Annotated in this window: 33 protein-coding genes; 14 read left to right on the top strand and 19 right to left on the bottom strand. The window is 38.8% G+C overall.

Annotation, left to right across the window (positions count from 1 at the left end):
* Window positions 1-37 precede the first annotated feature (37 nt).
* The 3 genes from CNR22_18790 to hemN are packed head-to-tail and all read left to right on the top strand — an operon-like array spanning window position 38 to window position 3,553.
* Window positions 38-931, top strand: a complete 894-nt coding sequence (locus CNR22_18790; GenBank protein ID PBQ33740.1) for a hypothetical protein — start codon at window positions 38-40, stop codon at window positions 929-931.
* Window positions 932-953: 22 nt separating this feature from the next.
* The gene (locus CNR22_18785; GenBank protein PBQ33739.1) at window positions 954-2,204 is read left to right on the top strand and encodes an aspartate aminotransferase family protein; all 1,251 of its coding nucleotides are present in this window, start codon (window positions 954-956) and stop codon (window positions 2,202-2,204) included.
* Window positions 2,201-3,553 (top strand): oxygen-independent coproporphyrinogen III oxidase, encoded by a 1,353-nt coding sequence (gene hemN, locus CNR22_18780; protein PBQ33738.1) that lies wholly within the window; start codon window positions 2,201-2,203, stop codon window positions 3,551-3,553. The genes CNR22_18785 and hemN overlap by 4 nt, the downstream gene beginning before the upstream one ends.
* Before the next feature lie 51 nt (window positions 3,554-3,604).
* On the opposite strand, the gene CNR22_18775 is transcribed toward hemN, so the two are convergent.
* The 4 genes from CNR22_18775 to CNR22_18760 all read right to left on the bottom strand — a co-directional run bounded on the left by CNR22_18775 (window position 3,605) and on the right by CNR22_18760 (window position 6,538).
* Window positions 3,605-4,747, bottom strand: a complete 1,143-nt coding sequence (locus CNR22_18775; GenBank protein ID PBQ33737.1) for a two-component sensor histidine kinase — start codon at window positions 4,745-4,747, stop codon at window positions 3,605-3,607.
* A 314-nt stretch (window positions 4,748-5,061) separates the two neighbouring features.
* Window positions 5,062-5,625: a cyclic nucleotide-binding protein gene (locus CNR22_18770; protein PBQ33736.1), complete on the bottom strand. Its 564-nt coding sequence runs from the start codon at window positions 5,623-5,625 to the stop codon at window positions 5,062-5,064.
* Window positions 5,626-5,783: 158 nt separating this feature from the next.
* Window positions 5,784-5,975 (bottom strand): hypothetical protein, encoded by a 192-nt coding sequence (locus CNR22_18765; protein PBQ33735.1) that lies wholly within the window; start codon window positions 5,973-5,975, stop codon window positions 5,784-5,786.
* A 230-nt stretch (window positions 5,976-6,205) separates the two neighbouring features.
* On the bottom strand, window positions 6,206-6,538 hold the full coding sequence (locus CNR22_18760) for a hypothetical protein (GenBank protein PBQ33734.1): 333 nt from the start codon (window positions 6,536-6,538) through the stop codon (window positions 6,206-6,208).
* On the opposite strand from CNR22_18760, the gene CNR22_18755 reads away from it, so the two are divergent.
* Both CNR22_18755 and CNR22_18750 read left to right on the top strand, forming a co-directional pair.
* On the top strand, window positions 6,537-6,722 hold the full coding sequence (locus CNR22_18755; GenBank protein ID PBQ33733.1) for a hypothetical protein: 186 nt from the start codon (window positions 6,537-6,539) through the stop codon (window positions 6,720-6,722). The two genes, CNR22_18760 and CNR22_18755, sit on opposite strands and share 2 nt — an antisense overlap.
* 57 nt (window positions 6,723-6,779) lie before the next feature.
* Window positions 6,780-7,640 (top strand): hypothetical protein, encoded by an 861-nt coding sequence (locus tag CNR22_18750; protein PBQ33732.1) that lies wholly within the window; start codon window positions 6,780-6,782, stop codon window positions 7,638-7,640.
* 34 nt (window positions 7,641-7,674) lie between these two features.
* On the opposite strand, the gene CNR22_18745 is transcribed toward CNR22_18750, so the two are convergent.
* The 6 genes from CNR22_18745 to CNR22_18720 form a co-directional block, all read right to left on the bottom strand.
* Window positions 7,675-8,166 carry an activator of HSP90 ATPase gene (locus CNR22_18745; GenBank protein PBQ33731.1) on the bottom strand — a complete coding sequence of 164 codons (492 nt, stop codon included), beginning with the start codon at window positions 8,164-8,166 and terminating at the stop codon, window positions 7,675-7,677.
* Window positions 8,163-8,597 carry a hypothetical protein gene (locus CNR22_18740; GenBank protein ID PBQ33730.1) on the bottom strand — a complete coding sequence of 145 codons (435 nt, stop codon included), beginning with the start codon at window positions 8,595-8,597 and terminating at the stop codon, window positions 8,163-8,165. Before CNR22_18740 ends, CNR22_18745 begins: the two co-directional genes overlap by 4 nt.
* Window positions 8,594-9,001, bottom strand: a complete 408-nt coding sequence (locus CNR22_18735; GenBank protein PBQ33729.1) for a hypothetical protein — start codon at window positions 8,999-9,001, stop codon at window positions 8,594-8,596. The genes CNR22_18740 and CNR22_18735 overlap by 4 nt, the downstream gene beginning before the upstream one ends.
* A 5-nt stretch (window positions 9,002-9,006) precedes the next feature.
* The gene (locus CNR22_18730) at window positions 9,007-9,330 is read right to left on the bottom strand and encodes a transcriptional regulator (protein ID PBQ33728.1); all 324 of its coding nucleotides are present in this window, start codon (window positions 9,328-9,330) and stop codon (window positions 9,007-9,009) included.
* A 124-nt stretch (window positions 9,331-9,454) separates the two neighbouring features.
* Window positions 9,455-10,033, bottom strand: coding sequence for a bacteriocin-protection protein, YdeI/OmpD-associated family (locus CNR22_18725; GenBank protein PBQ33727.1), 579 nt, complete (start codon window positions 10,031-10,033; stop codon window positions 9,455-9,457).
* Window positions 10,034-10,091: 58 nt separating this feature from the next.
* Window positions 10,092-10,538 (bottom strand): hypothetical protein, encoded by a 447-nt coding sequence (locus CNR22_18720; protein PBQ33726.1) that lies wholly within the window; start codon window positions 10,536-10,538, stop codon window positions 10,092-10,094.
* 367 nt (window positions 10,539-10,905) lie between these two features.
* On the opposite strand from CNR22_18720, the gene CNR22_18715 reads away from it, so the two are divergent.
* Window positions 10,906-11,874 carry an NAD(P)-dependent alcohol dehydrogenase gene (locus tag CNR22_18715; protein PBQ33725.1) on the top strand — a complete coding sequence of 323 codons (969 nt, stop codon included), beginning with the start codon at window positions 10,906-10,908 and terminating at the stop codon, window positions 11,872-11,874.
* An 11-nt stretch (window positions 11,875-11,885) separates the two neighbouring features.
* On the opposite strand, the gene CNR22_18710 is transcribed toward CNR22_18715, so the two are convergent.
* From CNR22_18710 to CNR22_18680, 7 genes are all read right to left on the bottom strand, one after another.
* Window positions 11,886-12,464, bottom strand: coding sequence for a cyclic nucleotide-binding protein (locus CNR22_18710; GenBank protein ID PBQ34948.1), 579 nt, complete (start codon window positions 12,462-12,464; stop codon window positions 11,886-11,888).
* A gap of 151 nt (window positions 12,465-12,615) precedes the next feature.
* Entirely contained in the window at window positions 12,616-13,317 is a 702-nt protein-coding gene (locus CNR22_18705) for a transglutaminase (GenBank protein ID PBQ34947.1), read from the bottom strand.
* Window positions 13,318-13,458: 141 nt separating this feature from the next.
* On the bottom strand, window positions 13,459-13,788 hold the full coding sequence (locus CNR22_18700; protein ID PBQ33724.1) for a hypothetical protein: 330 nt from the start codon (window positions 13,786-13,788) through the stop codon (window positions 13,459-13,461).
* 67 nt (window positions 13,789-13,855) lie between these two features.
* The gene (locus tag CNR22_18695; GenBank protein ID PBQ33723.1) at window positions 13,856-14,587 is read right to left on the bottom strand and encodes a hypothetical protein; all 732 of its coding nucleotides are present in this window, start codon (window positions 14,585-14,587) and stop codon (window positions 13,856-13,858) included.
* Between the two features lie 175 nt (window positions 14,588-14,762).
* Window positions 14,763-15,200 carry a hypothetical protein gene (locus CNR22_18690; GenBank protein ID PBQ33722.1) on the bottom strand — a complete coding sequence of 146 codons (438 nt, stop codon included), beginning with the start codon at window positions 15,198-15,200 and terminating at the stop codon, window positions 14,763-14,765.
* Between the two features lie 426 nt (window positions 15,201-15,626).
* The gene (locus tag CNR22_18685) at window positions 15,627-16,295 is read right to left on the bottom strand and encodes an ornithine aminotransferase (protein PBQ33721.1); all 669 of its coding nucleotides are present in this window, start codon (window positions 16,293-16,295) and stop codon (window positions 15,627-15,629) included.
* Window positions 16,296-16,305: 10 nt separating this feature from the next.
* Window positions 16,306-16,683, bottom strand: a complete 378-nt coding sequence (locus CNR22_18680; protein PBQ33720.1) for a hypothetical protein — start codon at window positions 16,681-16,683, stop codon at window positions 16,306-16,308.
* A gap of 140 nt (window positions 16,684-16,823) precedes the next feature.
* Here CNR22_18680 and CNR22_18675 point away from each other — a divergent pair, with 140 nt between their 5' ends.
* Together CNR22_18675 and CNR22_18670 are read left to right on the top strand one after the other, a co-directional pair.
* A complete protein-coding gene (locus CNR22_18675) occupies window positions 16,824-17,240 on the top strand; it encodes a hypothetical protein (protein PBQ33719.1) in 417 nt (138 codons plus the stop codon).
* Between the two features lie 15 nt (window positions 17,241-17,255).
* The gene (locus CNR22_18670; GenBank protein ID PBQ33718.1) at window positions 17,256-17,654 is read left to right on the top strand and encodes a hypothetical protein; all 399 of its coding nucleotides are present in this window, start codon (window positions 17,256-17,258) and stop codon (window positions 17,652-17,654) included.
* Window positions 17,655-18,136: 482 nt separating this feature from the next.
* Here CNR22_18670 and CNR22_18665 read toward each other — a convergent pair whose 3' ends face one another.
* Window positions 18,137-19,195 (bottom strand): transcriptional regulator, encoded by a 1,059-nt coding sequence (locus CNR22_18665; protein PBQ33717.1) that lies wholly within the window; start codon window positions 19,193-19,195, stop codon window positions 18,137-18,139.
* Window positions 19,196-19,197: 2 nt separating this feature from the next.
* Window positions 19,198-20,421, bottom strand: a complete 1,224-nt coding sequence (locus CNR22_18660) for a PAS domain-containing sensor histidine kinase (GenBank protein ID PBQ33716.1) — start codon at window positions 20,419-20,421, stop codon at window positions 19,198-19,200.
* 197 nt (window positions 20,422-20,618) lie between these two features.
* Between CNR22_18660 and CNR22_18655 the strand changes: the two genes are divergently transcribed.
* The 6 genes from CNR22_18655 to CNR22_18630 all read left to right on the top strand — a co-directional run bounded on the left by CNR22_18655 (window position 20,619) and on the right by CNR22_18630 (window position 25,047).
* On the top strand, window positions 20,619-21,455 hold the full coding sequence (locus CNR22_18655; GenBank protein ID PBQ33715.1) for a hypothetical protein: 837 nt from the start codon (window positions 20,619-20,621) through the stop codon (window positions 21,453-21,455).
* Between the two features lie 240 nt (window positions 21,456-21,695).
* Window positions 21,696-22,085: a hypothetical protein gene (locus tag CNR22_18650; GenBank protein PBQ33714.1), complete on the top strand. Its 390-nt coding sequence runs from the start codon at window positions 21,696-21,698 to the stop codon at window positions 22,083-22,085.
* A gap of 103 nt (window positions 22,086-22,188) precedes the next feature.
* The gene (locus CNR22_18645; protein PBQ33713.1) at window positions 22,189-22,632 is read left to right on the top strand and encodes a hypothetical protein; all 444 of its coding nucleotides are present in this window, start codon (window positions 22,189-22,191) and stop codon (window positions 22,630-22,632) included.
* Window positions 22,633-22,781: 149 nt separating this feature from the next.
* Complete coding sequence (locus CNR22_18640; GenBank protein PBQ33712.1) at window positions 22,782-23,201, top strand: hypothetical protein; 420 nt, start codon at window positions 22,782-22,784, stop codon at window positions 23,199-23,201.
* Between the two features lie 133 nt (window positions 23,202-23,334).
* Complete coding sequence (locus CNR22_18635) at window positions 23,335-24,141, top strand: hypothetical protein (protein PBQ33711.1); 807 nt, start codon at window positions 23,335-23,337, stop codon at window positions 24,139-24,141.
* 261 nt (window positions 24,142-24,402) lie between these two features.
* Window positions 24,403-25,047, top strand: a complete 645-nt coding sequence (locus tag CNR22_18630; protein ID PBQ33710.1) for a hypothetical protein — start codon at window positions 24,403-24,405, stop codon at window positions 25,045-25,047.
* The last annotated feature ends 30 nt before the right edge of the window (window positions 25,048-25,077 follow it).

Here is a 25,077-nt window from a genome sequence, read left to right as displayed (position 1 = left end):
ATTTGTAAATGACATTTGTTCCACTAATACAGACATCATGATAAAGCTGAACATTTCCCGGATCCTGGTTCCTTTTGATTTTTCATTCACTGCAAAAAAAGCTATCCGCCATGCGGCATTGCTGGCAAAGGCAAACAAAGGGGAACTAGTACTTCTTTATTTAAGCAAACCCCGCTCCTTTATAAACATGGGGCTTTCTCAGGCTGAGCTCCGTCAAATGGCTGAGGAGAAAAAAAACTACGAGATACAAATGGAAGAAACCGCCGCAGAAGTGCGGGAAGAGTATGCCATTCCAGTTAAAGTACTCGTTAAAACCGGAAGACATGTTTCAGGGATCTCCAAATTTTGCGAGAAAAATAACGTTGGACTCATTGTTATGGGCACAGAAGGTTTTGAATCTGTCAGCAATCTTTTAAGTGGAAGTAACTCTCATAAAGTCGTTTCAAAATCTACGCTACCCGTTATAACCATTCGCTCAGAGTCACACAGTGCCGGTTACTCAAACATTCTGGTGCCGATAGATTTATCAGAACATACCCGTCAAAAAATGATCATTGCCATTCAGGTCGCAAAACTCTTTGGTGCGAACATCGACCTGCTTGGACTTTTAGTAAAAGGAGATGCAGAAGATGAATTCAGACTGAGACAAATTATGCATCAGATTGAAAAACGTTTACAAGAAGAAGAACTCCCTTATAGCACCGAACTGATAAAGACCGACAGTCCCGCACTCAGAACCCTTGCCGCGGCGAAACGTAAAAATGCCGACCTTATTGTTACAATGACCGATCAGGATTCAGGATCTTCCTCCCTGATTTCACGTTCTTATGTACGCGAGTTGGTAGATGATTCTGAGATTCCGGTATTATCTATTCCCCCTGAAACGCACGATGAAAACATTGAACCTGCCAGCATTGGCGGACTCTGGTAATTTATTTCTCTAAAACACGCTTATGAACTGGCCAAAACTTAGTACTCAGGAAATTAAATTAAAAATTTTTGAAGCACTCGGAAAAAACCTGAATTACCGCAGTGAGTATATTCTCGGTGTTCCGGCAACTTTTCTTGACAGTGAAGTATTTTATGAAGACGCACCTTTTTTAAAAGAAGCCCCTTTTCTTTCCATGTTGATCGCTAATCCCAATCACATTGGGTGTCATACTCTTGACCATGAAGGAGAACCGGTGTTTAAAGGCACGCAGGAAATTGAGCGCGATCTTATACGCATTTGCTCTGAAGAAATTTTTGGTGCAGAACAAGGTAGCTGCGATGGCTATGTGTCTTCTGGCGGAACTGAAGCAAACATAGAAGCGCTTTGGATTTACCGTAATTACTACATGCAGGAATATGCTGCAAAACCGGAAGAAATTGTAGCCGTCTATTCGCAGGACTCGCATTACTCTTTTCCTAAAGCTGCAAATTTACTGGGTCTCCGCTCCCTGGTATTTACCGTAGACGAAGCCACGCGCGAAGTAAACATTCAAGACCTCGAACAAAAGCTGGTGAAAGAATTACACCGTGGAGTAAACTATTTTATAGTTAACATAAATTTGTCTACCACCATGTTTGGCAGTGTCGACGATATTGATAAGATCACGAATCTTTTACATCTGCTGGGCATTAACTACAAATTACATATAGATGCTGCCTTTGGAGGATTTATCTATCCCTTTACGAATTCTAAAAGCAAACATAATTTTAATAACCCACACGTAAGCTCTATAACAGTTGATGGACATAAAATGCTTCAGGCGCCATATGGTACAGGTATTTTTTTAGTGAGAAAAAACATGCTTCAATACGTTTGTACCAACGAAGCCTCTTATGTAATGGGAAAAGATTATACCTTATGCGGAAGCAGATCTGGCGCTAATGCAGCTTGCATGTGGATGATCCTTCACATGTATGGATCGGTGGGTTGGACAGTGAAAATGCATAACCTGTTGGATAAAACCAGGTCACTTTGTTCAGCGCTGGATGCATTGCTCGTTGACTATTACCACAATCCTTACTTAAATATGATCAGTATTAAAAGTGAGTTTATTTCCGTAGACATTGCGCGAAAATACATGTTGGTACCCGACAACCATGAAGAACCTGCCTGGTATAAGATCGTGATGATGCCCCATGTAAAACCAGGGGTATTGGATCAATTTATCTCCCAGCTTTCTGACGAGTTACTAATTAAACGCTTATTAGCATGAAGCTCATAGACAAATACAATGTTGCAGTGCCCCGTTATACCAGCTACCCCACGCTGCCCTATTGGGAAAACCGTGTTAGCCAAGAGCAATGGAAACAAAGCGTAAAAGAAACCTTTTTAAAAACCAATGATGCAGATGGCATCAGCATTTACATTCATCTTCCTTTTTGCGACAGCCTGTGCACCTATTGCGCCTGCAATACGCGCATTACCGTGAATCATGGTGTAGAAGAGCCCTATATAAATGCTTTGCTCAAAGAATGGAGTTTGTATCTTGATTTGTTTAAAGAGGTGCCAAGAATCCGCGAACTGCACCTGGGCGGCGGAACTCCCACTTTTTTCTCAGCCTCCAATCTCAAAAAATTAATCTCCGGACTGCTCACAAACGCTGCAGTTTGCGACGATGCCGAATTTAGCTTTGAGGGCCATCCTAACAATACAAGTAAAGAACATCTGAAAACGCTGTACGACCTGGGATTCAGACGTGTAAGTTTTGGTGTGCAGGATCTTGACGAAAAAGTTCAGCTGGCCATCAACCGCATTCAACCACTTGAGAATGTGCAAAAGGTGGTAGCCATGGCGCGCGAAATAGGTTACACCAGTATTAACTTCGATCTTGTTTATGGTCTTCCCTTTCAGGAACAAGCCAAACTCCTCAAAACGATTCAATCCGTTATAGAGTTAAAACCAGAACGCATTGCCTTTTACAGTTATGCCCATGTGCCCTGGCTTAAGCCCGGACAGCGGAAATTTACAGAACGCGATCTGCCCGATGGAGTACAAAAAAGAATGCTTTATGAAAGCGGTTTGAATTTATTTAAAGCCGCCGGTTATCACGATGTAGGCATGGATCATTTTGCCCTGGCCTCCGACAGTTTATATAAAGCTTTTCAGAATAAAACGCTACACCGCAATTTTATGGGCTACACCAGCAACTACACCGAATTAATGATCGGCCTGGGCGCTTCTTCTATCAGCGATACCTGGGATGCCTTTGCTCAAAATATAAAGGAAGTGGAAGCTTATACAGCAGCAGTAAATAAAAATACTTTTCCCATCTTTAAAGGACATTGTCTTAGCAACGAAGATAAAATCGTACGCAAACACATTCTAAACCTCATGTGTCAGTACCAAACCACCTGGGAAAAAGATTCCTATAATTTTTCCGTTTTGCAGGAAGGCGTATTACGCTGTATACCTCTTGAAGAAGATGGACTTCTTAACCTGATACCCGGACATTTGTATGTGACGGAAGCAGGAAAATCTTTCCTGAGAAATATTTGTTTGTGCTTTGACAAGCGCTATTGGCAAACCATTCCAAAAGAAGGCGTTTTTAGTAAGGTAGCTTAAATCACATCAGAATTTAAAGCCATGCTTCTTCGTTTCCTCCGGCACGTTTCTTTATAAAGGCAAGGCAATCTTAAAAACAGATCCCACCCCTGGTTTGCTCTCAACATCCACATAACCTTTATGATCTTCAATTATTCTTTTTACCAGGGCTAGGCCAATACCGGTACCTTCAAATTCTGATTTGTTTGCCAGACGTTTGAAAGGAAAAAATATATCGCTTTTATATTTCTCGTCAAACCCTATACCGTTATCTTTAAAACTTATCTCCAAAAAGCGAACGTCTTTTCCATCACTATTTTTCACAACAGTAGTGTGTGAAATTTCTATACAGGGAATTTCCGTACAGTATTTTAAACCATTGGTGATAAGGTTGAGTACTACCTGACCTATTTGGTACTTTACACCCTGAACATCCGGTAAAGAAGCGAATTTTACTACCGCTTTTTTCTCAGCAATAGTTAATTCAAGATCTACCAGAATATCATTTATAATCCTGTTGAGATCTACCGTTTCTGTAATAGAGTCTACTTTACCGGTACTCGCATACTCCAAAACATTTTGAATCAGACTTTTCATCCGTTCAGCACTGCGTTGGATTTTTAAGACTGTATTTTTTTCTGCCGGCAACGTTATTGAATTCGAAAGTGCGTCAGAAAATATGAGGATCTTACGAAGGGGTTCCCTTAAATCGTGACTCAAGATATAGGTAAAATGTTCGAGTTCAGAATTTGCTTTTGTTAGCTCCAAATTATACTGCTCAAGTTCTTTAAACAACCGGGCATTTCTCTCAACCTCCTTTTCAAGTTCTTCTGAAGTCTTTAAAGAAAAAGCTGTAGGGAGCAGTTTAAATAAATGGTAGACGGTTAACCAGCTGATTATTGCCGTAGCAAATCTAAGCAAAGCATTAAATCGGTAAACGGGAATCCAAAACATCACCGCATCTACCAGATGCGTTAAACCACACGCCAGTATAAACGCAGCAAAGTATAAATACGCCTTATGAAACCGAATACTGTTTCGTTTTGAAAGGTAATTGAGAATAAGAAGTGGTATGGTAAAATACGCCGCCCATATAAGAAGATCACTCACAATATAGAGCCAGCCGTGAAAGTCAGACCAGTAACCACAATGCCACCTTGCTGGCCATAAACTGCTTTCAAAGATACTGCTTAAAAACTCCTCTATTTGGTTCATACTAAAAGCTTGGAAGTGTAACAAATTTAGACAGACAAAGTTTATTATTTTTCTTGTAATTTTATTTTGTTCCCCAATTTTTTTTTTCGTGCAAAGATTTCTACACCTTCAACATTATACTTAGATCAGTAAGCTTCTCCATCAAACTTTAAAAAACAAGCGGCTTCGATTGCCCCTAGGTGTTTGCTTGAAGCCTTTGGTTTGGACATATGTTTTTCCGGCAATTCTTAAAATGCAAGTGTTCCATGTAGCTAACCAACAAAAAGTAAAGATATTTTACAATCCTGTAGAACTGTTTAACATATGATAAATAATTATTTCGTTGCCCTGATACGACTCAAACTTACCTGTGTAATACCCAGATAAGAAGCAACATGCTTTAACGGAACACGTTTAAGTATATCCGGCATCTCCTTTATGAGTTTAGCATAGCGCTGTTCGGCTGTATGAAATTGAATACTTTCGAGACGATGTACCGTTTCAAGATACCCGGCTTCGAATAATTTCCTGAATAAACGTTCTATGTCGTGATGGGTATCGTAGAGCTGAAAGAGTTTGTGGGAATCAACTGCTATAAATTCTGTGTCTTCCAGCACGTGGATAGCCTTCCGCGACGGTTCTCCGGAAAGAAGACTTTCTACCCGGACAATCATGTTGTTTTCAAAAGAAAAACTTTCTGTAATGTCCTTGCCATCTTTGAAGTAATATATTCTGGCACTGCCCTTATTAATAAAGTAGATGGTTTTGCAGGTATGCCCAATAGATTGCAGTTCACCATTCTTTTTTTCGGAAACCACTTTTGAAATGCTTGTGATAGCTTTTTTAGCCTCTGCAGAAAGGGGGTTAAACTGATCAAAAAATCTAAATAAATTTTCCATACTTTTTACGAACTTACTTCACTGCCTGTTTGTGCGAATGCGCTAAGAACTTTATAAACCGGGCGTCAACACTTCATTTGAAGTGGTTGAAAAATTTATACTCATGAATCAACATGTTTATTTAAATTCATTTATTCTGGTGTACTTCACACTCCACGTCACTTCCACGCGCAGCTGGTTTGAGCTGAACAACTAACCTGATTATTTTTAAATGCTGTTTCGAACACTGCATAGTCGTTAAATAGGATGTAAGTATAGGATTTGAGTTCGCAAAAAACCAAATCCTGCTTTTTAGTTTTAGTTATAAATTTATAATTTTTGTTAACTAGAATAACACTCCCTTTTGCCAACTTCTTTTATTCAGCAATATGCGAAATATTGACGGAAATCAACTAAATGGTGAAGCTGCTGATTGATTCCGGGCCTTTTTGGGCACCTTCTCCCGCTTTTTAAAAAACTCCTAACATCCTTTTACCATCATGCTCCCAATTTTCTATGATCTGCCAGTTAGCATCTCACAAAATTACAAGCATAAAAAATCCGGCCTCAACCCACAAGTCAAGGCCGGATGCAGCTTTGTTTAGATCAGGTTAATAATCAACAAAACAGTATTTACGAGGATACTTAATGTGAAGAGATTTACGATCCATTTTGCCGGAGCCTGCGAAAGGCAAGCTACAAGCACAGCCATTGTAAAGCTTACACTTAAAATAAATTCAATTAAAGGAGCATCGTGTTCAAAAATTTGCATAGTCGTAATTCCTCCTAAACAACTACTGATAAGAATACTTAAAGCGATCAGACCGAAGTAACTGAACTCTAATTTTTTTATCAGGCGTGCGTAAAAAGTAGCGGAGTGATCTGTTTGAGCATTGCTGTGCGAAGGATTGTAGGTTTTAGTGAGAGTAGTCATGATGATTGGTTTTTATAGCTCAAAATTACGTCCCCTTCTTCTGCTGAAAGGTGACACAGATCAGGTACAAAAGATGATCTTAATCATTTTTAAACTTTTATTAAACACGATCCTTTTTCATTTGCACGAAACAGCTCTTAACCAGCTAGCTTGCAGGATTGATATAGATCAGTTTCATCTATGACATTCGTCCTTGCTGCTTTCTTATTCCACAAATAACTTTGCGGTATAAATTATAACCATGAAAACTATTCTTATTCCCACTGACTTTTCAGGACCTGCAGATACCGCTTTTAACTACGCACTCTCTCTGGCCAAAAATTTAAATTATAAATTGAGCATACTGCATGTTTACCAGGTGGTTGCCCCTATAGCAGAAATATCGTTTGCGGTACTTAACGAAGAACGACGCATGTTGAAAGAAGAAGCTGACTTGAATTTAAAACTCATGGAACAAAAACTAAAAGCTTCAGGACTTACCGCTTATGAATGCCTTATGGAAGAAGGAATTGCCCCGGATACAATTTTAAACTATGCCCGCGCTGAAAAACCAGAAATGATAGTGATGGGCAACAAGGGAAAAACCGGCGCCGCCAGCATGGCTTTTGGAAGCGTGAGTCTTAAAGTGATAGAAAAGGCGGATTGCCCTGTAGTGGCAATCCCTGCGGAGTTTAACCCTGGCAAAACCATTAAAAAAATCACTTACGCTACCGATTATCATAAAAGTGATTTGGAAGCCATTCAAAAAGCCGTTGACCTGGCCCAGGTAAGTGGGGCTCAACTTACCATATTACATATCTGCGATTCTATTATTGGTGCTGACGAAGAAAAAACATTGATGAAAAACTTTATGGAGAAGGTAGAAAATGTCACTACATATTTTAACTTATCTTTCCAGATCATTCATGGTTTTAACATCGCACAACGCCTCGAAGAGTACCTGGAAGATCAATCGACAGACATGTTGATGATGGCCACACATTACCGGAGCTTTTTCGATCACGTGTTCGGAAAAAGTATCACCAGGACGGTAAGCCGCCATGCCACTATTCCCGTGGTTGCTTTTCATTACCAGGCCAAACCCGTCCTCAAGATCTTCTAAAGCAATTCACGGCTAGCATTCGCGATCTTTCGTTTTATTGTGTTTTGCGATCGGCGAAGATTTTCGCAATTTTCTCAAAACATTGTTCCAGCCCAATTTTCGCAAAGTGTGACGTTTGTCCGAAATCGGCATATTCATTTACAGTCATCTCGGTGGTATTTTCAGAAATGCGTTTGAAAGTCACCAGGGTTCTTATGTCTTCGGGAAAATCAGCGGGCATTCCTACTGCTGTGGGTTTCTGTTTCACGCCTTGCTTGTCTGCAAGATTTTGAATGTATTCTATCGACTCATACAAATCTATTTTTGTGTAAGTCCAAGTACTGAAATGCTCAGCTCCTCCAAAGGCTTGCGGAGCTTTCATATTGATAAGGGTGGTGCCGCCTACCCGAAAGTCTACCTGCGCTATATCACAAATAAATTTATCGGGACCCCACCACAATTTTAATAACCCGGCATCGGTCCAAATTTGCCAGACGTCTTCTACAGGGGCATCAAAAATTTTACTAACTGAAAGATGTTTTGTCATAAAGCTGCTTGTTTTAATGTTTCAATATCAAACTTTTTCATTTTCATAAAGGCCTGAACTACCTTTTGAGCTATTTCAGGATCAGCCATCAGCTCTCCCAACACAGCAGGAATCACCTGCCAGGATAAACCGTATTTATCACTACACCAGCCGCACATATTTTCTTCGCCTCCATCTGCTGTTAGCTTATTCCAATAATAGTCTATCTCTTCCTGGTTCTCACATGTAATGACAAAAGACACGGCTTCGTTAAATTTATGTGGCGGCCGCCTGTCGTTAAGCAGCATAAACCGTTTGCCGTTTAATTCTATATTTACCACCATCTGTGATTCGTTTAAAATTTTTGAATTTGGAAATACGCTGCAATAGAACTTTGCAGCTTGTTGGGCTTGATTTTCAAACCACAAACAGGGATAAAGCGGATGAATCATTTTTCTATGTTTTTAAGTTTAGAGGTTTTAATAGCTAATTGTCCTCCCAGCCAGGCAGCAGGCATGGTAAGTATTACCAGGGAGATAGGATACCAATGCGGCGGTATGTGCCACATGGTTACAGTACCAAGTATTCCAATCGCCGTTCCAATAACTCCAAGAATCAGAGCATGTTTCATGGGTTTTGACGGAGCCAGTTTAGCGGCTACAAAAGCACCCAAAAGATTGAATAATGTTCGGTAGAACACAACCACTGCTATGAGACCCGGAGGATTTGCATCGAAGGGATCGGTTTTCATAAGGCCTGTACTTTCTAAAATTTTATCTGTCATCACAGACAACACAGCTCCTGCCGCCATACCTGCCACGATAGCGCCCGCGCTTTTTAAAAGTGAATACTTCATCGTTTCTATTTTTTAGTTTTTATTTTTTTTAAAACTGCATCCATGTGTTTAAATCTTCCTTCCCACAACTCGCGGAACTGTTCTGCCCAGTCAGTGACTTCTTTCATCTTTAAGGGGTTTAATTGGTAGTAGATTTCCCTGCCTTTAGAGTCTTGTTTTAAAAGCTCACATTCGGTAAGAATTTGTAAATGTTTAGAAACTGTGGAGCGGGCAGAATCGAAAGAGTCTGCTATGGCCCCCGCCGTCATCGTATTTGCAGCCAGCAGCACCAAAATTGTTCTTCTTGTAGGATCGGCAATGGCCTGGAACACATCTCTTCTTAATTCCATATTTCGTTATTTGACGACAAATATACATGTCGTCATTTGACGAAACAAATTTATTTTCATTTTTTTGTGGAACTACTAAATAAGCGCTTTCAAGAAAACGCTTTTAGTGAAGAAGCCGGGCTCTTTAATGAAACTTCTCCCCTTTGGCAAGCATCAGGATAATTTCTTTCATACGCTTATTCCTGGTCTCTTCTTTTTTGGCGGTCTGAAGCCGAAAGCTGATAGAGAAAAGATTGGTTTTGTTGAGCGTCTTAAAAAACGTTTCTGCTTTTTTATTTTTGTGAAGCTCTTTTAAAAAATCTTCTGGGATGGTGGATTTGCCTGGAGAATCATAAGCCTTTGCCCAGCTGCCCCCTGCTTTGGCCTGCTCCACCGCTTTTATTCCTGCGGCTTTCATTCTGCCTTCCCGTGTCAATCTTTCCACATGTTCTGTGTTTATTTTAGACCAGATGCTTTTTGTTTTCCTGGGACAAAATTTTTGCAGCCAGGCCACTTCGTCATAAGATTTTTTTTGAGCATCGATCCAGCCATAACAAAGGGCTACCTCCAATGCTTCTGCATAACTGATGGTCTTTTGCCCGGAATCTTTCTTATACACTTTGAGCCAAAGTCCGGCGGAGTTTTCGTGATTTTTCTCCAGCCAGCTCTCAAAGGTTTTGGTCGTTTTAAATTCCAGGGTTGGGAGGAGATTTGTTGTTGACATGGGCTGTTTTTTTCTCTACAACAGGTTATTAAGGCTTAACAAGCAATGAAAACTGTAGCTAGTGTAATCCCTGGATGAAAGGAAGGATCTTGTCTGTTCCGTTATGGGTTAATACTAAAATTAATTCACTGGATGTCAGCTTCATGATTTTGTAATTTTCTATTTTGTTGATCGCAGCTGTTCCCGGAGCATTCATATAGCCCACTCTTTTTGAAAATGTCAGTGTTAGCGTTCCGTCTTTTTCGTTAAGATTCCAACTTCCCTGACGTTCGTATCCGGAGCCACAGGTAAAGGGATTAGCAAAACTTGCACTTGCATCCTGGTTTAGAGTTAACTGGTACGAACCGCCCCTGCTGGCGTCGGCCTGAATCACCGTACCGTTTGGATCGATTTTTCCCTGGGTCCACGTCGTAATAAGGTGCCCGTAGTCAAGGCTGTTTTGCGCGAAAGCTAGCGCTGTTGTTGCTAAGAAAAATAAAGTGAATAGTGGTTTCATGTTTTTCATTTGTGCTAACAGTGAAGTTAAACTATTTTGAGCAAATGCAAAACTATAGCTTGTCGAGGCCTCCCATGCTTAGCGTAGCAAATAAAATTGTTTTGCATCTAACGAAGCCTTCTCTATTAAGCAGTGACGCCATGTTTTCTGTTAGTGGCTATTATGGGTTGCCTACTACGACCCTTAGCTTGTGTCCATCGGGTTCTGAAACTAAAGTATATAATCCAGGCCGCCACTTTTGCCAAACCGCTGTTATGCGGTCGGCTTTCTTCGTCTTTTGTCACTCATTTCATTTCTTAACCAAAGTCAACGAATAGCAAAAGTTGAGCAGGTAATTTTGTCCTTTGAAATAATTCATTTAACAAAAAGGAAAATAATGAAAGCAAGCATAAGTAAAATTTATGGAAGTTCAGAGGTGTTCAAAATTGAAGATGTCACCAAACCTGTCCCGAAACCTAATGAAGTGTTGGTTAGAGTTTATGCCGCCACTGTTACAGGGTCAGATATTATGATGAGAATAGGCAAACCTTATGTGGGTCGGTTATATTTAGGATTGAGTAAACCTAAAACAACACTACTCGGATTTGACTTTGCTGGTAAAATAGTCGAAACAGGAAAAGATGTTACTTCATTTAATGTTGGTGATAAAGTCTTTGGTGGAACAACAGCTCTGGGGTGTTATGCTGAGTACACTTGCGTCAATGTTGATGATGTAATAACGACCATACCCGAAAATATCAATTATCAGTCTGCTGCACCTGTGAGTGGAAGTGCCATTACTGTGATGAATTTTTTAAAAGGTCTAGCTAAAATAAAGGCAGGAGACAAGTTATTGATTAACGGTGCTTCAGGAAGTCTTGGAACTTATGCCGTTCAAATTGCGAAGTATTTTGGCGCCGAAGTAACGGGAATTTGCAGCACAACAAATATAAAAATGGTTAAGGAGTTGGGAGCAGATTTTGTCATTGACTATACAAGTGAAAATTTTACAACGAATGGCAAACAGTATGATATTATTTTTGACACAGTAGGGAAACTCACGTTTTCATCTTGTAAAAAATCGCTTGGCGAAAATGGTATTTATATTTCCTCTGTTATAAGTATGCCACTTTTGTTTCAAATGATTAAAACATCTTTATTTGGCAAAAGGAAGGTAAAGTCCTCATCAACTGGTATGTTGCCGGCTAAAGTGCGTTTAGATTATTTATTAGAGATAAAAGAAATGCTGAAAGCTGAAAAGATTAAAACTATAATTGATACTTCCTATCCTTTGTCGCAAATGGGTGATGCACATAGATATGTAGAAAAAGGACACAAAAAAGGAAATGTTATTATTACTATATAACCGAAAACAGGTTACTGTTTGCCAATTATTCTTTTTCTTATCCTACTTAAAGATTCAGGCTTAACACCAATATAACTTGCCATATGATATTGCGAAACTCTTTGAAACAAGTCGGGTCGAGATTTTAATAATTTTAAATACCTCTGTTCAGGGGTGTCGGTATGGTAAGAGGTCATTAGTTGTTGTTGATCAGCAAAAGATTTTTCAACCACAACTCTGGCTAAGGTTTCAAATCGAGGAAACTTTTTAAATAGTTCCTGAGCCTTTTGTTCGTTGCCTATAACTAATGAAGTGTCTTCCATACAAACCAAATTATGAAATGATGGTGTATTTTGTGTTAGACCATTCAATGAAATAACCCATTGTCCTTCGGTGAAGAAATTGGTTGTTTTTTCTTCTCCGTCAGCCGTGCAATATTGACGCAAGCATCCCTCTAAAACAAAATAAGTGTCCATTGAAGTTTGCCCTTCCCTAATTAAAAAGGTGTTTTTCTTTACACTGGTTACTACCATTCCTTCTTCCAAAGCTTTTACTTCGTCTTGGTTAAGGGTGGTAATTTGAGAAAAGTATTTAACAATTTTATTTTCCATTCTGGATTTGTCTTTTAAGCTGCCGCATAACGAGCCGGCGGCTTGGCGAAGGTGGCGACTTTTATCACAAACGTTGATGCAGAGAACCAAACTTTGATTAACCATAAATGTGTCTGCGGATCACTTAACCGGCACTTTTGCCAAACCGCCGTTACCTGCCATTTCTTATTCTTTCCACGTTTTTATTCATTTTGTGTCTTACAATTTTACGAAAAATAAATTTCTTAAATGCTCCAAGTTTTTGCTGGTGTTTAGCGTAAAATTCGTCTGGTGTGTCGAATAATCCAAAGTCTTGATTTATCCCTTTGTCTTGAATGTAAGTGTTGTTTAAGTTCCATTCAATTGGCGGATTTGCAAAATTGTCCGTATAAGCACCGTATCCGCAAAAAGTTGTTTTACAATCTTTATTTTCCTCTTGCAATTTGGTTAAATATTCTTTGTCAAGAATAACACCTTCAAGAAAATACCAACTGTCGTTAACATAAATTTCAACCCAACTGTGAACGATGCTTTTTGGCGAAAGTTTATACCAAATTCCTGTAACTGCACCTTTTTGTAATGCTTTGTCAATAGTGAAACCGTGAATTCTATTTGGAATTTTTGTGGCACGTAGAAGTGCCATTAGCAAAGTTGCTTTTGTGTTACACTGTCCGTAACCGTCTTGCAGTACTTGCTTTGCAGTTATGTCATCAGACACATTGTAGCCAAATTTAATGTCATCTCTAACATAGTTGTAGATTGACTTTATACGTTCAATAGTGTCCATTGTTAACCAATTTTTGTTTTTCACTAACGACTGAATGGAACTGTCTGAAAAGTTTAAAATTGGGGTTTCCTTTAAATAATTGTTCATACTTTTTAAGTTTGATTGTGAAAATGCTTTTACTTGTAAGGCCAAAAGCAAAATGAATAATATACTTCGCATTTTTTATTGATTTAATTACATTGCAAAGGTGCGAAGCATTTAAAACTTATAATTGTATAAACTGGCTAATTATATTTTTTGTAATAATTCATCGATTGAAGGTAAATCGCTAATACTTTTCCCATAGAAATTAATTTGCTGTACTTCCTTGTAAGATTCAATACTTTCATTCGTGCTTTGTAAGACAACAAAAACCTCTGTGTTTTTATTTCTAAATGAAGATAAGTTGTCATCAATACGCTTACTATCAAGCTTACAAGCTAAACAACCAACATAGCGTAAGAAGAAGATACTACTTTTTTTATTTTGGCTTTCTGTGAAATATTCTTTGGATTCATTATCAAAATGAGTTTGATAATTAAAATTTGGGGTAAAACTTCCATTCTGCAATCTATTCATACTTTCATAGTGGTTTTATACACTACAAAAATGCGAAGTATTTCAGACTCAGAATTGCATGAAACGGCTATTCCCGATGTAGAAAAAATTTCGGTGTTACTCCAAATGTTTCTATGAAGGTTCGGGTATAGTGAGAACTGTCAGAGAAGCCAAATGTGTAAGCTGTTTCAGTAATTGAATTTTTCAATAAATAAGGGAGCGATTTTACTACCTTATTCCAAAGTTGATACCTTCTAAAACTTAGATTTGTTTTTTCTTTAAACAAATGCAAAAAACGAGTTGGCGATAAGTAGCAATGTTCGGCAACTTCTTCTAAACTCAATACTTTTCCAAAATTTTTGTCTATAAACTCAAAAGCTTTGATAATTCTGTCGTCTTGCAAATGATTATCCAATTCACAATTGCATTTATATTTTGTCAGAATTTGTAAAGTTAGAACACATAGGTTTTCAAATGTTATTTCCCGGCTCTCAAACTTATTAAGAACTTCAATCAGTTCATCAGATAAATAGCCGTTCAGAGTTAAATGGCTTGATGTTCCATATTTTAAATACAACTGGTGTCCTATTGCACTTAATGGATTTATGAGAATGGTTAATTGCTTAGTGTTGCAGATTAACTTATGTTCAACTTTTGAATTTAGAAAAAAGGCTTTACCAATATTATCCGGGTGATCTTTTACAGAAAGTGTAAAATTTGATTTTGACGCAACACTTATTTGCAAAGCGTAATGTTTGTGAAATTTATTATCAGTCAATTGCCCAATAAATAGCCCAAAGTTTTTGTCAAAGTGAAACATATTGTCTGTCTATATGGTGGTTTGTTGAAATGGCTGGTGACGTTTGGCGGCCTTGCGCCGTTTTTTTGCTAAGTCCAAATTATGCATTTGAGCGTAAACACGCAAAAAATGGAGCAGACCGCTGTTATGTGCGAGGTGGCGGCACAGATAAGTCACGTTGACGTGTCTGCCGTTATTATTTATACTTTTTTGTTTTCTTAATAATGCTAATACCTGTAACATTCTTTGATAAATAAAAAGTCGAGTCTTTGTCCATCACAAGGGGTAATTTAGCTTTAGAAGATTGCTCAAAACGGATTCCATTGTATTCTTTAAATATTTTGTAAGCAGTATAAGTCCATTGTGTTTGTCCGTATTTAGTTACCACTTCTTTGAAGTTGTCATAATTTATTTTTATGTTCTTGTCAGTGGTCACGGAAGCGGGAGTTTGAAAATGGATTAAGAATATTGATTTTATGTTTTTGTGCCTGAAAAAAGAAATGCCTAGTGAGTCGTAATAAAGTCCGTAGGAATAGATGTCCGTTTTTGATATCCTGATATTTACAGTATCGTCTGAAAAAACGTCGCCTAAAGGTTTAACATAGAAAGTGTCGACATGATTGTTTGTACCCATTTTGGCTATTATTTCCTCGAAAGTTGTCTTTCCGATTATAAAGTCATTAAAGCCTTTACCAGGAACTACTGTAAATGTCGACGTCTGTCCGTAAATAATTTGTGAGGCTATAAGAAGTAATATAGTCGATATGTAAATTCTTTTCATGTCTGTCTACATTGTCCGGCGGGTTTTGTCCGCCACTTGCGCATAAAGGATTGCGACTAAGCGCCGGCGAAAATAAAATATTTGCCGGTTTTCAAAGCCTCCGATGTCTGAACGAATTTACAATTAACCGGGCAAAAACTATAAAAAAGAAATAGCCCATCCGTTTCACAAAACTGTTTTGAATTTTATTTCTTTGATGCGGAGCATAAATGTTCTGACTCGTGGCAAAAAAAGATAAAAAACTCCGCGCTATTGTTCCCTGTTGAAAAAGGCCTTTCTTTAATAAACCGGAATTTCTGAAGAAAGCTCGAGGCGGTTTTCGATGCTCATTACGCCCGGTGAGGACCAAACCGTTAGTTCGGCATCTCTCTTCTCGGCGTACGAACGCACGGTACCCGTTAAGATCACTTTATCGCCGAGTACTTCTACTGTAATTTTATTGGCGTCTAAACTCGCGTGACGTTGAAAAGCACTGGCAATTTTATGTTTTACATCCTCTGCTATTACTTTGTTGGTAACGCGGATGTTGTTGGTGATGCGGCTGACGCTTTCAAGGTTTTCAACGGCTTTTTGCGCGGAGCTTTTCTGAAAATTCCATTCTGCTTCGCCTTCCAAAGTTACTTCTGCATTCTCCACCTGTACTTTAATTTTGCTTTCATCTACCGTGCTGTTCCATTTCAAGGCGTTTAAAACCGCTTTGGCAATGTCTACATCGCTGCGTGTTTTACTGCCGGGAACAACCACTTTGATTTCTTCCGCTACGGCTTTTACTCCACTGAGTTTTTTTGTGGCCTTCTCGGCTACCACTTTTTTATAATAAGTATCCACTACTCCCGAAAGCATTACTACGCCCTGGTTTACGGCCACTCCTATCTGTGTTCCATCTAAGGCGGGCTCCCAAAGAAGCTCCGCCATAACATCCTGTTGAATTTCGAAATCTGTTTTCATGATAATAATTTTAAAAACGTTTACTTAAAAAGGTGTTGTACTCTTTGCGCAAATTGGTAAAGTTGTTTTCGAAATCGCTTACCATTTCGCGCTCTGTCACGTGGTCTTCGGCTTTACGGTGATCAGAAGCAACGGGGTTATGTTTAATTTCTGCCTGAATTTGTTTTTCTTCTGCAGAAATATGATGACTGATCTTGCTGATAGTATCGCGTTGGATCAAAAACTGGTTCTGGAAATGTTCGATCTCCATGCGGATCTCTGTGGCGGTGTTTTTTTGGCTCACTTCTGCAAGACGGTTTTCCATGACTTTAATTTCGTCTTTGTAAAAGTCCAATTTGTTTTGCCATTCTGTGTGTTCGCTGTGTTGGTTATAAAGAGAGGTTTTCATATTTATTTTCTTATTAGGGGTTAATACTGCCGTAAAGGTCGTAACACAGACCTCGCATACCAATGAGATCAATCAGCAGCAGAACTGATCTAAATCAGTTTTTTTGACTGCAGCCTTTCCGAACTTTGAATAAAAAAGAAATGACAACTACCAATCAACACATTGCCGAACTGCTGATTCGCTTATTTATAGGGATCTTGTTTTTGTTCCAGGGTTATGATAAATTGTTCCGCATAAAAATTTCGGGAGTAATCCAGGCATTTAGTGCAGAGGCCCAAAGCAAACGTATTCCCTCTTCCCTGCTCGGCGCTATGGCCTATTACACCAGCTTTGCAGAATTTTTCGGTGGGTTATTTTTACTCTGCGGTTTCCTGACTAATTATACACTCTACGCGCTTGGCCTCGACCTCCTCCTGGTAACGGTTGGTTTTAGTTACCTCGAACCGATGTGGAATATGAAGCACGTTTTTCCAAGACTTGTGTTAGTAACAGTTTTATTGTTGCTGCCCGAGTCCTACAGATCTTTCAGCTTAGATCATCTTTTATCTATTCAATAAACCGCTGTCAGTACTATGGTTACCATTCAAAAAGGAATGAAAATTTCCACCGTTCAAAAATTATTTAATACCGCATTTCCTTTCCTCAAGATTGAGTTTTTTAAAAATAAAAAAGGCTTAGCTCATGCGCACGCAAAAAAAGATGCTCTGAAAAACGACTTTATACTTTGGACCGATCAACAAACTGTTGAACAGCAAGGGGTGGCGCTAAACGAAAACATGTCGGTAGGCGCTGTAGAGCAACTCTTTATTGATTATTTCGGCTTGTCGGCCCAGGTGCTGAGAAAATCGGGCATCAGCTGGCTGGAGACTTCCATGACGGAAGACTGGACTTTGAAAAAACAAAACGAAGAAGGTTTGGAATTAAGTGGGTATAAGCATCTCGACTACGCTCGATGTGACAAACCTATGTGATCTCGACTACGCTCGATCTGACAGATTTGTTATCATCTCGACTGCGCTCGATCTGACAGATTTGTTATCATCTCGACTGCGCTCGATTTAACAGCCTGCTATCATCTCGACTACGCTCGATGTGACAACCCAATATAATCTCGACTACGCTCGATCTGACAGATTTGTTATCATCTCGACTACGCTCGATTTGACAACCCTATGTGATCTCGACTACGCTCGATCTGACAGCCCAATATAATCTCGACTACGCTCGATCTGACAGATTTGTTATCATCTCGAATACTCTCGATTTGACAGCTCTGTTATCATCTCGACTGCGCTCTATGTGACAGCCTGTTATCATCTCGACTACGCTCTATGTGACAAGACTATGAGTGTTCAAAGACTATTTTTTCGTTCTAATAACTCTTTTGTTTCATTGCTTTAACGGAGTATTGAAATCATCGCAGAACGAGGCTCTTTAAAAAACAGGAGGGGGTTTAGGCTTTGAGATTTTTTAGTTTTACAGGATCTATAATGGTAATGCTACTGCCTTTTATTTCAACCAGTTTATCTTCTTTAAATTCGCTTAAGGTGCGGATGAGCGATTCTGTAGCTGTGCCTACCATGTTGGCCAGGTCTTCGCGGGAAATAGCCATACTGAAGTTTTGATCGGCGGGTTTGCTGTAGCGTTCCTGGAGGTGCAGCAGCGCTTCGGCTACGCGTTTTCGAACGGAGCTATAGGCCAGGTTGATGAGTTGCTTTTCTTTCTCAGCCACATTGCCAGAAAGCATTTTTATAAAGGTGCGCATCACATTCATGTTATTATGAACGAGCGCATAGAAATCTTCTTTCGGTATGAGGCAAACTTCCGAATCTTCGAGTGCTTCTGCTGTTTCAGTGTAAGGTTTTTCTTCTAATAAGGAATTGTAGCCGAAAAAATCACCTTCTTTATAAAGTGTTGTTATCAGCTCTTTTCCATATTCATGTGAGCGGTAAGTTTTCACCTTACCTTTCACCAAAAAATAAAGAAATACAGGAATGCTTTCTTCGCTGAAAATAGTTTCTTTTTTCTTGTAAGTTTTAGTGCGGCGGTCGGTAGAAAGTTTTTTAAGGTCGTCAAATTTTTGAACTTCATTAAAAAATTTATTCAGGCCTTGCACGTTCTGAGAGTATTCAGCTTTGAGAACATCGTTTTTTCTCAGGCGGCTTTCCACTGCATTGAGCAATTCAATGTCGTCAAAGGGTTTACTGATATAATCGTCAGCTCCCATTTCCATGCCTTTGCGCATATCGGTACGTTCGCTTTTGGCCGTTAAAAAAATAAAGGGAATACTTGCCGTCTCCGGGTTTTTATTCAACATATGAATCACTCCATACCCATCGAGCACAGGCATCATAATATCACAAATGATCAAATCTAACTTTATATTTTGGGCAATGTCTACACCTATTTTTCCATTCTCTGCCTGAATTACCTTATAACTGGCCATCTCGAGGATCTCTGTGGTATTTTCGCGAACATCTACATTGTCTTCTATTACTAAAATAGTTTTCATAATTAGTCTGTTACTGTTTTTTCGTTTGGTATGGTGATATAAAAGGTAGTTCCTTTATTCAGTTCGCTTTTAAAATGAATAGTACCATTCATTACTTCAAGGTATTTGGCAACAATGTTTAAACCTAATCCTGTACCTTGAATATTGGTGGCGTTTTTAGAACGGAAGAAGCGTTCAAACATGTGTTCCTGCTCATCGCCTGGAATTCCAATCCCTTCATCAGAGACTTCCAGTTTCAGTTCCTTTTCTGTAACATTCGAAACTAGTTTAATACTTTTATATTCCAGCGAAAACTTGATGGCGTTTGAAATCAGGTTGAGCAGAATATTCCGCATGATTTGTTTATCGAAATAAGCTGTTGCAGAGCCGCTGTGCTGGTACTCTATTTTCTGTCCTGGCTTTAATAAGCCTGTAACTTCGCTAATAATGGAGCTGGTAAGATCCTGTAAATTATTTTCTTCCATCCGCACAAACACTTTTCCTTCTTCGAGTTTTTCGGCAGATAAAAAGTCATTCAATATTAAAGTCATATTCGTAACAGCCGACTTAATGCGGTGTACATGCTTTTCTACTTTCTCGGTATTGTCTCCGTGATCGTATTTATTTACAAGCGAGATGGAAGATAAAATAGTACTTAAAGGTGTGCGGAATTCATGTGAAGCCATGGTTACAAAGCGCGACTTCATATCATTCAATTGCTTTTCAGAAGCCAGGGCCTCGCTGAGCTGCTCTTTCGAGTTTTCAAGCTCAATGAGTGCTTCGTGCAATACCTTGGTACGCTCTTCTACTTTCTTCTCAAGGTCCTGGTTAAGTCTTAAAATATTTTCTTCGTGTTTTTTGCGTTCGGTAATATCAATTATAAAGGCAATGGCAAAAGTTTCTTCTCCTTTTTTATAAAAGGTGAGACTGATCTCTACAGGAAATTCTGTATCATCTTTGCGACGGGCAAACAAATCTGTGTTCTTACCCATGGAGCGCGCATGAGGATTTGCATTATAACCACTCCGGTCGTGTACATGTTGCTCTTTGTATTTTCTGGGTACCAGATCTTCAATCACCTTACCAAGCAGTTCATTTCTTTCGTAACGAAACAAACGTTCTGCGCTTGGGTTAGCCTTTATTATTTTACCAGATCTTTCCGAGATTATTATACCTTCGGTGGCGTACTCAAAAAGTGCATTCAAACTTTCCATTTCGAATAGATTATTTGAAACTAAAGTACTCATTTTAATAAGGATAAAGCGAAATGATTGTTATTAAGCAAAACTAATGGTCTACCGCCTAAGAAGTTCTGATATTGATCAGTTTAAAAACTGATTTTGATCATATCTGCAATTACTGAGATCAATCATGTTTCCCGGTGATGCCAGTCATAAATCATTGCTACTGGATGTTTTAATTTTACTTTTCAAAGTAAACGATTATGAAACTTATTCTCGCTCCTACCGATTTTTCGAAAACTGCGCGCAATGCTCTGAATTATGCCGCTGAACTTGCAAAACGTACGAAATCAAAGCTGGTTTTGTTTCATGCCTGTCATCCGGCAATTCCCATAACCAGTGGAATTGCGGAAGCCACTGTTTTTCCGATGACGGAGGATTTAGAAAAAGATTCTAAGAAGCGTTTAAACCGTGTCAGGCTCGCACTCCATAAAAACTATGGTCCTAAGCTTTCTATTGAAACGGTATGTGTCCTTGGTTTGGCGGCCGATGTTGTACTGGAATATGCGAAAGAAAAAAAAGCAGACCTCATCGTGGTTGGCACACACGGTGCTAATTATCTCGAAGAGAAGCTCCTTGGAAGTGTGACTTCCGAACTTATTAAAAACGCGTCAGTTCCAGTACTATCTATAGCGGCCGAAACAAAGTTTAAAAGTTTAAAAAAATTCGTTTTGGCCACTGATTATGAACCTTTAGAAAGTGATGAGATACTTTTTACTTTAAAACACCTTGCAGAACTTTTTAAATCGCATATCTATATTTTAAACATTACAAAAGAAGAAAACAGTACTACCAGTGTCGGTCAGGCTGTACAGGGCTTAAAATTAGAGCGTCTCCTGGCCGGTCAGGACCATAGTTTTCATTCAGCCGTAAATAAGGATGTGGTGAAAGGCATAACTAACTTTGCAGAAACACATCGCGTTGACATGATCGTTATGTTTCCGCATCACCGTAGTTTTATGCAGGAATTTTTTAAAAAGCGAAACAGCAAAGCCATGGCATTTCATACAGAAACGCCGCTGCTTACCATACATAACTAATACCTAGTGGTGTAGCTAAAAAGATAAGCAAAACAAAAAGAACAACTATTTTTAAATTCATTGAGTCAGCAAATGTGAAAGATTTAAACGGGTATACTCTGAGTGCAGGCAGCACCTAACAAAAAATTACTAAATACTACATATAAAATAGCCATGTTGTTTTAGCTAAAACACTCCGGTGGTCATCGGCACAGTTATGGCTGTTACATATGACAAATAAGAAAAAACGAAAAACTACATATGAAAATTGCTATTAACGATAAACGCAAAATCTTTGCAATACAAGAAAGTTTTACAGAAACCTTTCCTTACCTAAAGCTCGAATTTTTTGCAAAGCCTCATAAAGTTGGTGGTCCTTCCCCAAAAAACCTGATGAACCATCCTTCTAAAACACTTGGAGAATGCAGAACCATTCATGAGGGTGGAACTATAACTATTACAGGAACAATGACTGTTGCAGAACTGGAACAACGGTTTGCCGATGTTTACGGCTTAAGTGTGCAGGTATTTCGCCGTTCAGGTAATATGTGGCTGGAAACCACGGTTACCGATGGTTGGACTTTAGATCAGCAGAACGCCGAGGGAGAAAGTTTTAATAAGTATTTGGTAAATCAAAAGGCATCGAAGTGAGAAAGATCACTTCTAAATGTGAGCACCATCAATTACACCTGCATACACACAAGCTACCTTTGTACCAAAGAATTCACAAAAGTAAAACCTAAAAAACAAAATCATGAGCCTGGTAAAATCACACAAAAATGAGGAAGCCTTTCCTTCGCTGTTGTCAGACTTTTTTGGCAACGATAATTTTTTAAGCAACCGTTGGTTTGAAAAAGAATTTAACCAGTCGCTGCCACCGGTTAATATTAAAGAAGACGGAAAACAATTCGATATCGAATTTGCTGCACCCGGTTTCGGCAAAAACGATTTTAAGATCGATTTAGATGGCAATGTGCTAACCATTAGCGCTGAGAAAAAAGAAGAAAAACAAGACGATCACAAGCGTTTTACGAGAAAAGAATTTATGTATACGACTTTCTCCCGCTCCTTTACCTTGCCGCAAACCGTTAGTGGAGATAAAATTGATGCCAGCTACAACCATGGCATCTTGACCTTAAACATACCCAAAAAAGAGGAATCAAAATCAGGCCAAAAAAAACAAATCATTGTAAAGTAATATACCAATGATTTGCATAGAAAGCCGGTTTATTCCGGCTTTTTTTATTTTATACGCATAAGAGTTTACCCATAATCAAAAAAATCGAGAAAAAAACTGATAAAAATCATATTTTTCAGATCAACACATTCTCCTATTTTTAGTGCCCTATGCAAAAATTTGCTTTTCAAAGTATAATGATTATTGACGACAACGAAATGGATAATTGGTTGGCTGAAATTCTCATTAAGAAGGTTGGCCTTTGCGACAGCATTAGCACTTTTAAAACGACCCAGTCTGCTTTCGACTATTTAAAAGCCATAGATGGTACTCAAGGCAAACTTTCTTTGCCTGATCTCATTTTTCTTGATTTAACGCTACCCTCTGAAGATGGTTTCGATTTCCTTGAAAAATATGATAAAATGAATCAGTACGAAATTGCCATTTTTATTCTAACTGCATCTATTCTTGCATCTGAGAGGGACAAAGCCATGCGTTTTAAATCTGTAAAAGGCTTTGTAATTAAGCCCTTAACAGAGGATGTGCTCAGGGAAATACACAGTACATTCGAAATTTCAAAGTCCAACTAAAAGTCCTTTTTACCGCCTTTAAGTGTAGTATTTATAAAAGAAATCATGATAAATATCAGGAGTAGATCTGATATCACTCACTCATTTAGTTTAGATTGTACAGTAGTTTTATTCTCAAATAAACTAAAAGACTATGAAAACACTTATTGCCGGAACAGATTTTACACCCGCTTCTGTAAATGCCTGCCGCTATGCCGCTTTGCTGGCAAAAAAATTAAATTGTAAACTTGTTATTTTTAACCTCTTTCAAACACCGGTTTTCCATTCAAATGCCGGCTTAGTGGGTTTTTCTTTTCAATCCTTAAAAAGAGAAAGTCAAAAAGGACTTGAAGGAATTATTTCGGCTCTTATAAAAGATTTCCCAGGTCTTAAAATAAGCGCTTTGCAGAGTCCAAATACCTTAAAAGACGAGCTGGAGACTTATATTCACAAACACCAGGTTATGGCTGTGGTATTAGGACTGGAAGCCAAAGACAAGATCTCAAAATTTATTTACGGAAGTGAAGGCGTTAAACTTGGAGGGAAATTAGCCGCACCGGTTATTATTGTTCCGAGCCGCTATACCCAACACAAACTGGGCACTTTGCTACTTGCCGTGGATAACCAGATGAAAGTGAATGCACCAAGTTTAAAGACTCTGAATGCATTTGTAAAGGCAAGCCAATCCCATGTAAAAGCCGTTCATATACGCACTCCCGAAGAACTTATCCTTCCTTTAAAATCAACTACCATAAAATTAGGCAGCACTCCGGTTGAAATTGAGATCGCCAAAGGGGAGACCATAGAAAAAGGAGTGAAAAAATATTCTACTGCAAACACGGTAGACCTGGTTGCCATCATAAGCAGGAAACACTCTGCCTTATATAATTTTTTTAGTGAAACAGTTACCAAACGTGTTGCCTTTGTTTCTACTATACCGGTAATGGCTATTCACGAATAAACCATGCAGGCAAATTGATCTGAATCGGCTAAGCAAATAACCCACTCCACTACTGGCAGCGCCTAAAGACTTCTCTTATCCGCAAATGAGAGAATTGCATACGACAAAAAGAGATTGACTTATCGTAAAAAATATAACGTACAACCATATCTTAATTGCCGATCAGCTTAAGTACAAGACACACCTTTTTGTAATAAATAATGGCGCCAGAACTTAGAAAAAGCCAGTTGTTTGAAATTAATTAAATACTAAAAATTACCCATGGATAAGATTTTAATTATAGATGACAACCAGCATTTGAGAGATAATTTTGTTGAATTACTGGAACTAAACAATTATGAAGTGCACCAGGCTGCAGAAGGTTTAAGTGGATTGCTAATAGCACGCCAGGAATTACCACAGATCATTCTTTGTGATATTCATATGCCGGTGATGGATGGGTTTGATGTGTTACAGGGAATCAGAAATCAGGCCCTGACTTCTGCTATTCCCTTTGTTTTTTTTACTGCTGCCGCCGATAGCGAAACCCATTGCAGGAGCCTGGAGATCGGCGCAGATGATTTTATCTCTAAAACCAGTACAGAAGAAGAATTTCTCAGTGCTGTGCGTTGCAGAATTGATAAAGGCAAACTGATCGCTGAAAGAAGAGCGGAGGATAAACTAAAGTACGTAAAAGAGTTGGAAATCCTGCTGTACAGCATTTCGCACAGCGTAAGAAGCCCTTTGTGTTCTAGTCTTGGCTTATTGAACTTGTGGGAAGCAAATGAGCAAAAGGAGATTGACAAAAAAACTACGGACATTATTTTGAACGGCATCAAAACCAATACACTTAAATTAGATGATTACACCAAGGCATTAACGGTTCAACTTCAGGAGTTGTTAGCGAAGATTCAGCAGCAGATTTAAGCGTACACCTACACAGTAAGTCACAATACA

The sequence above is a fragment of the Sphingobacteriaceae bacterium genome, from assembly GCA_002319075.1.
Classification (GTDB): Bacteria; Bacteroidota; Bacteroidia; order B-17B0; family Aurantibacillaceae; genus Aurantibacillus.
Note: the sequence above shows the minus strand (reverse complement) of the source record. Positions and strands in the feature narration are given on the sequence as shown.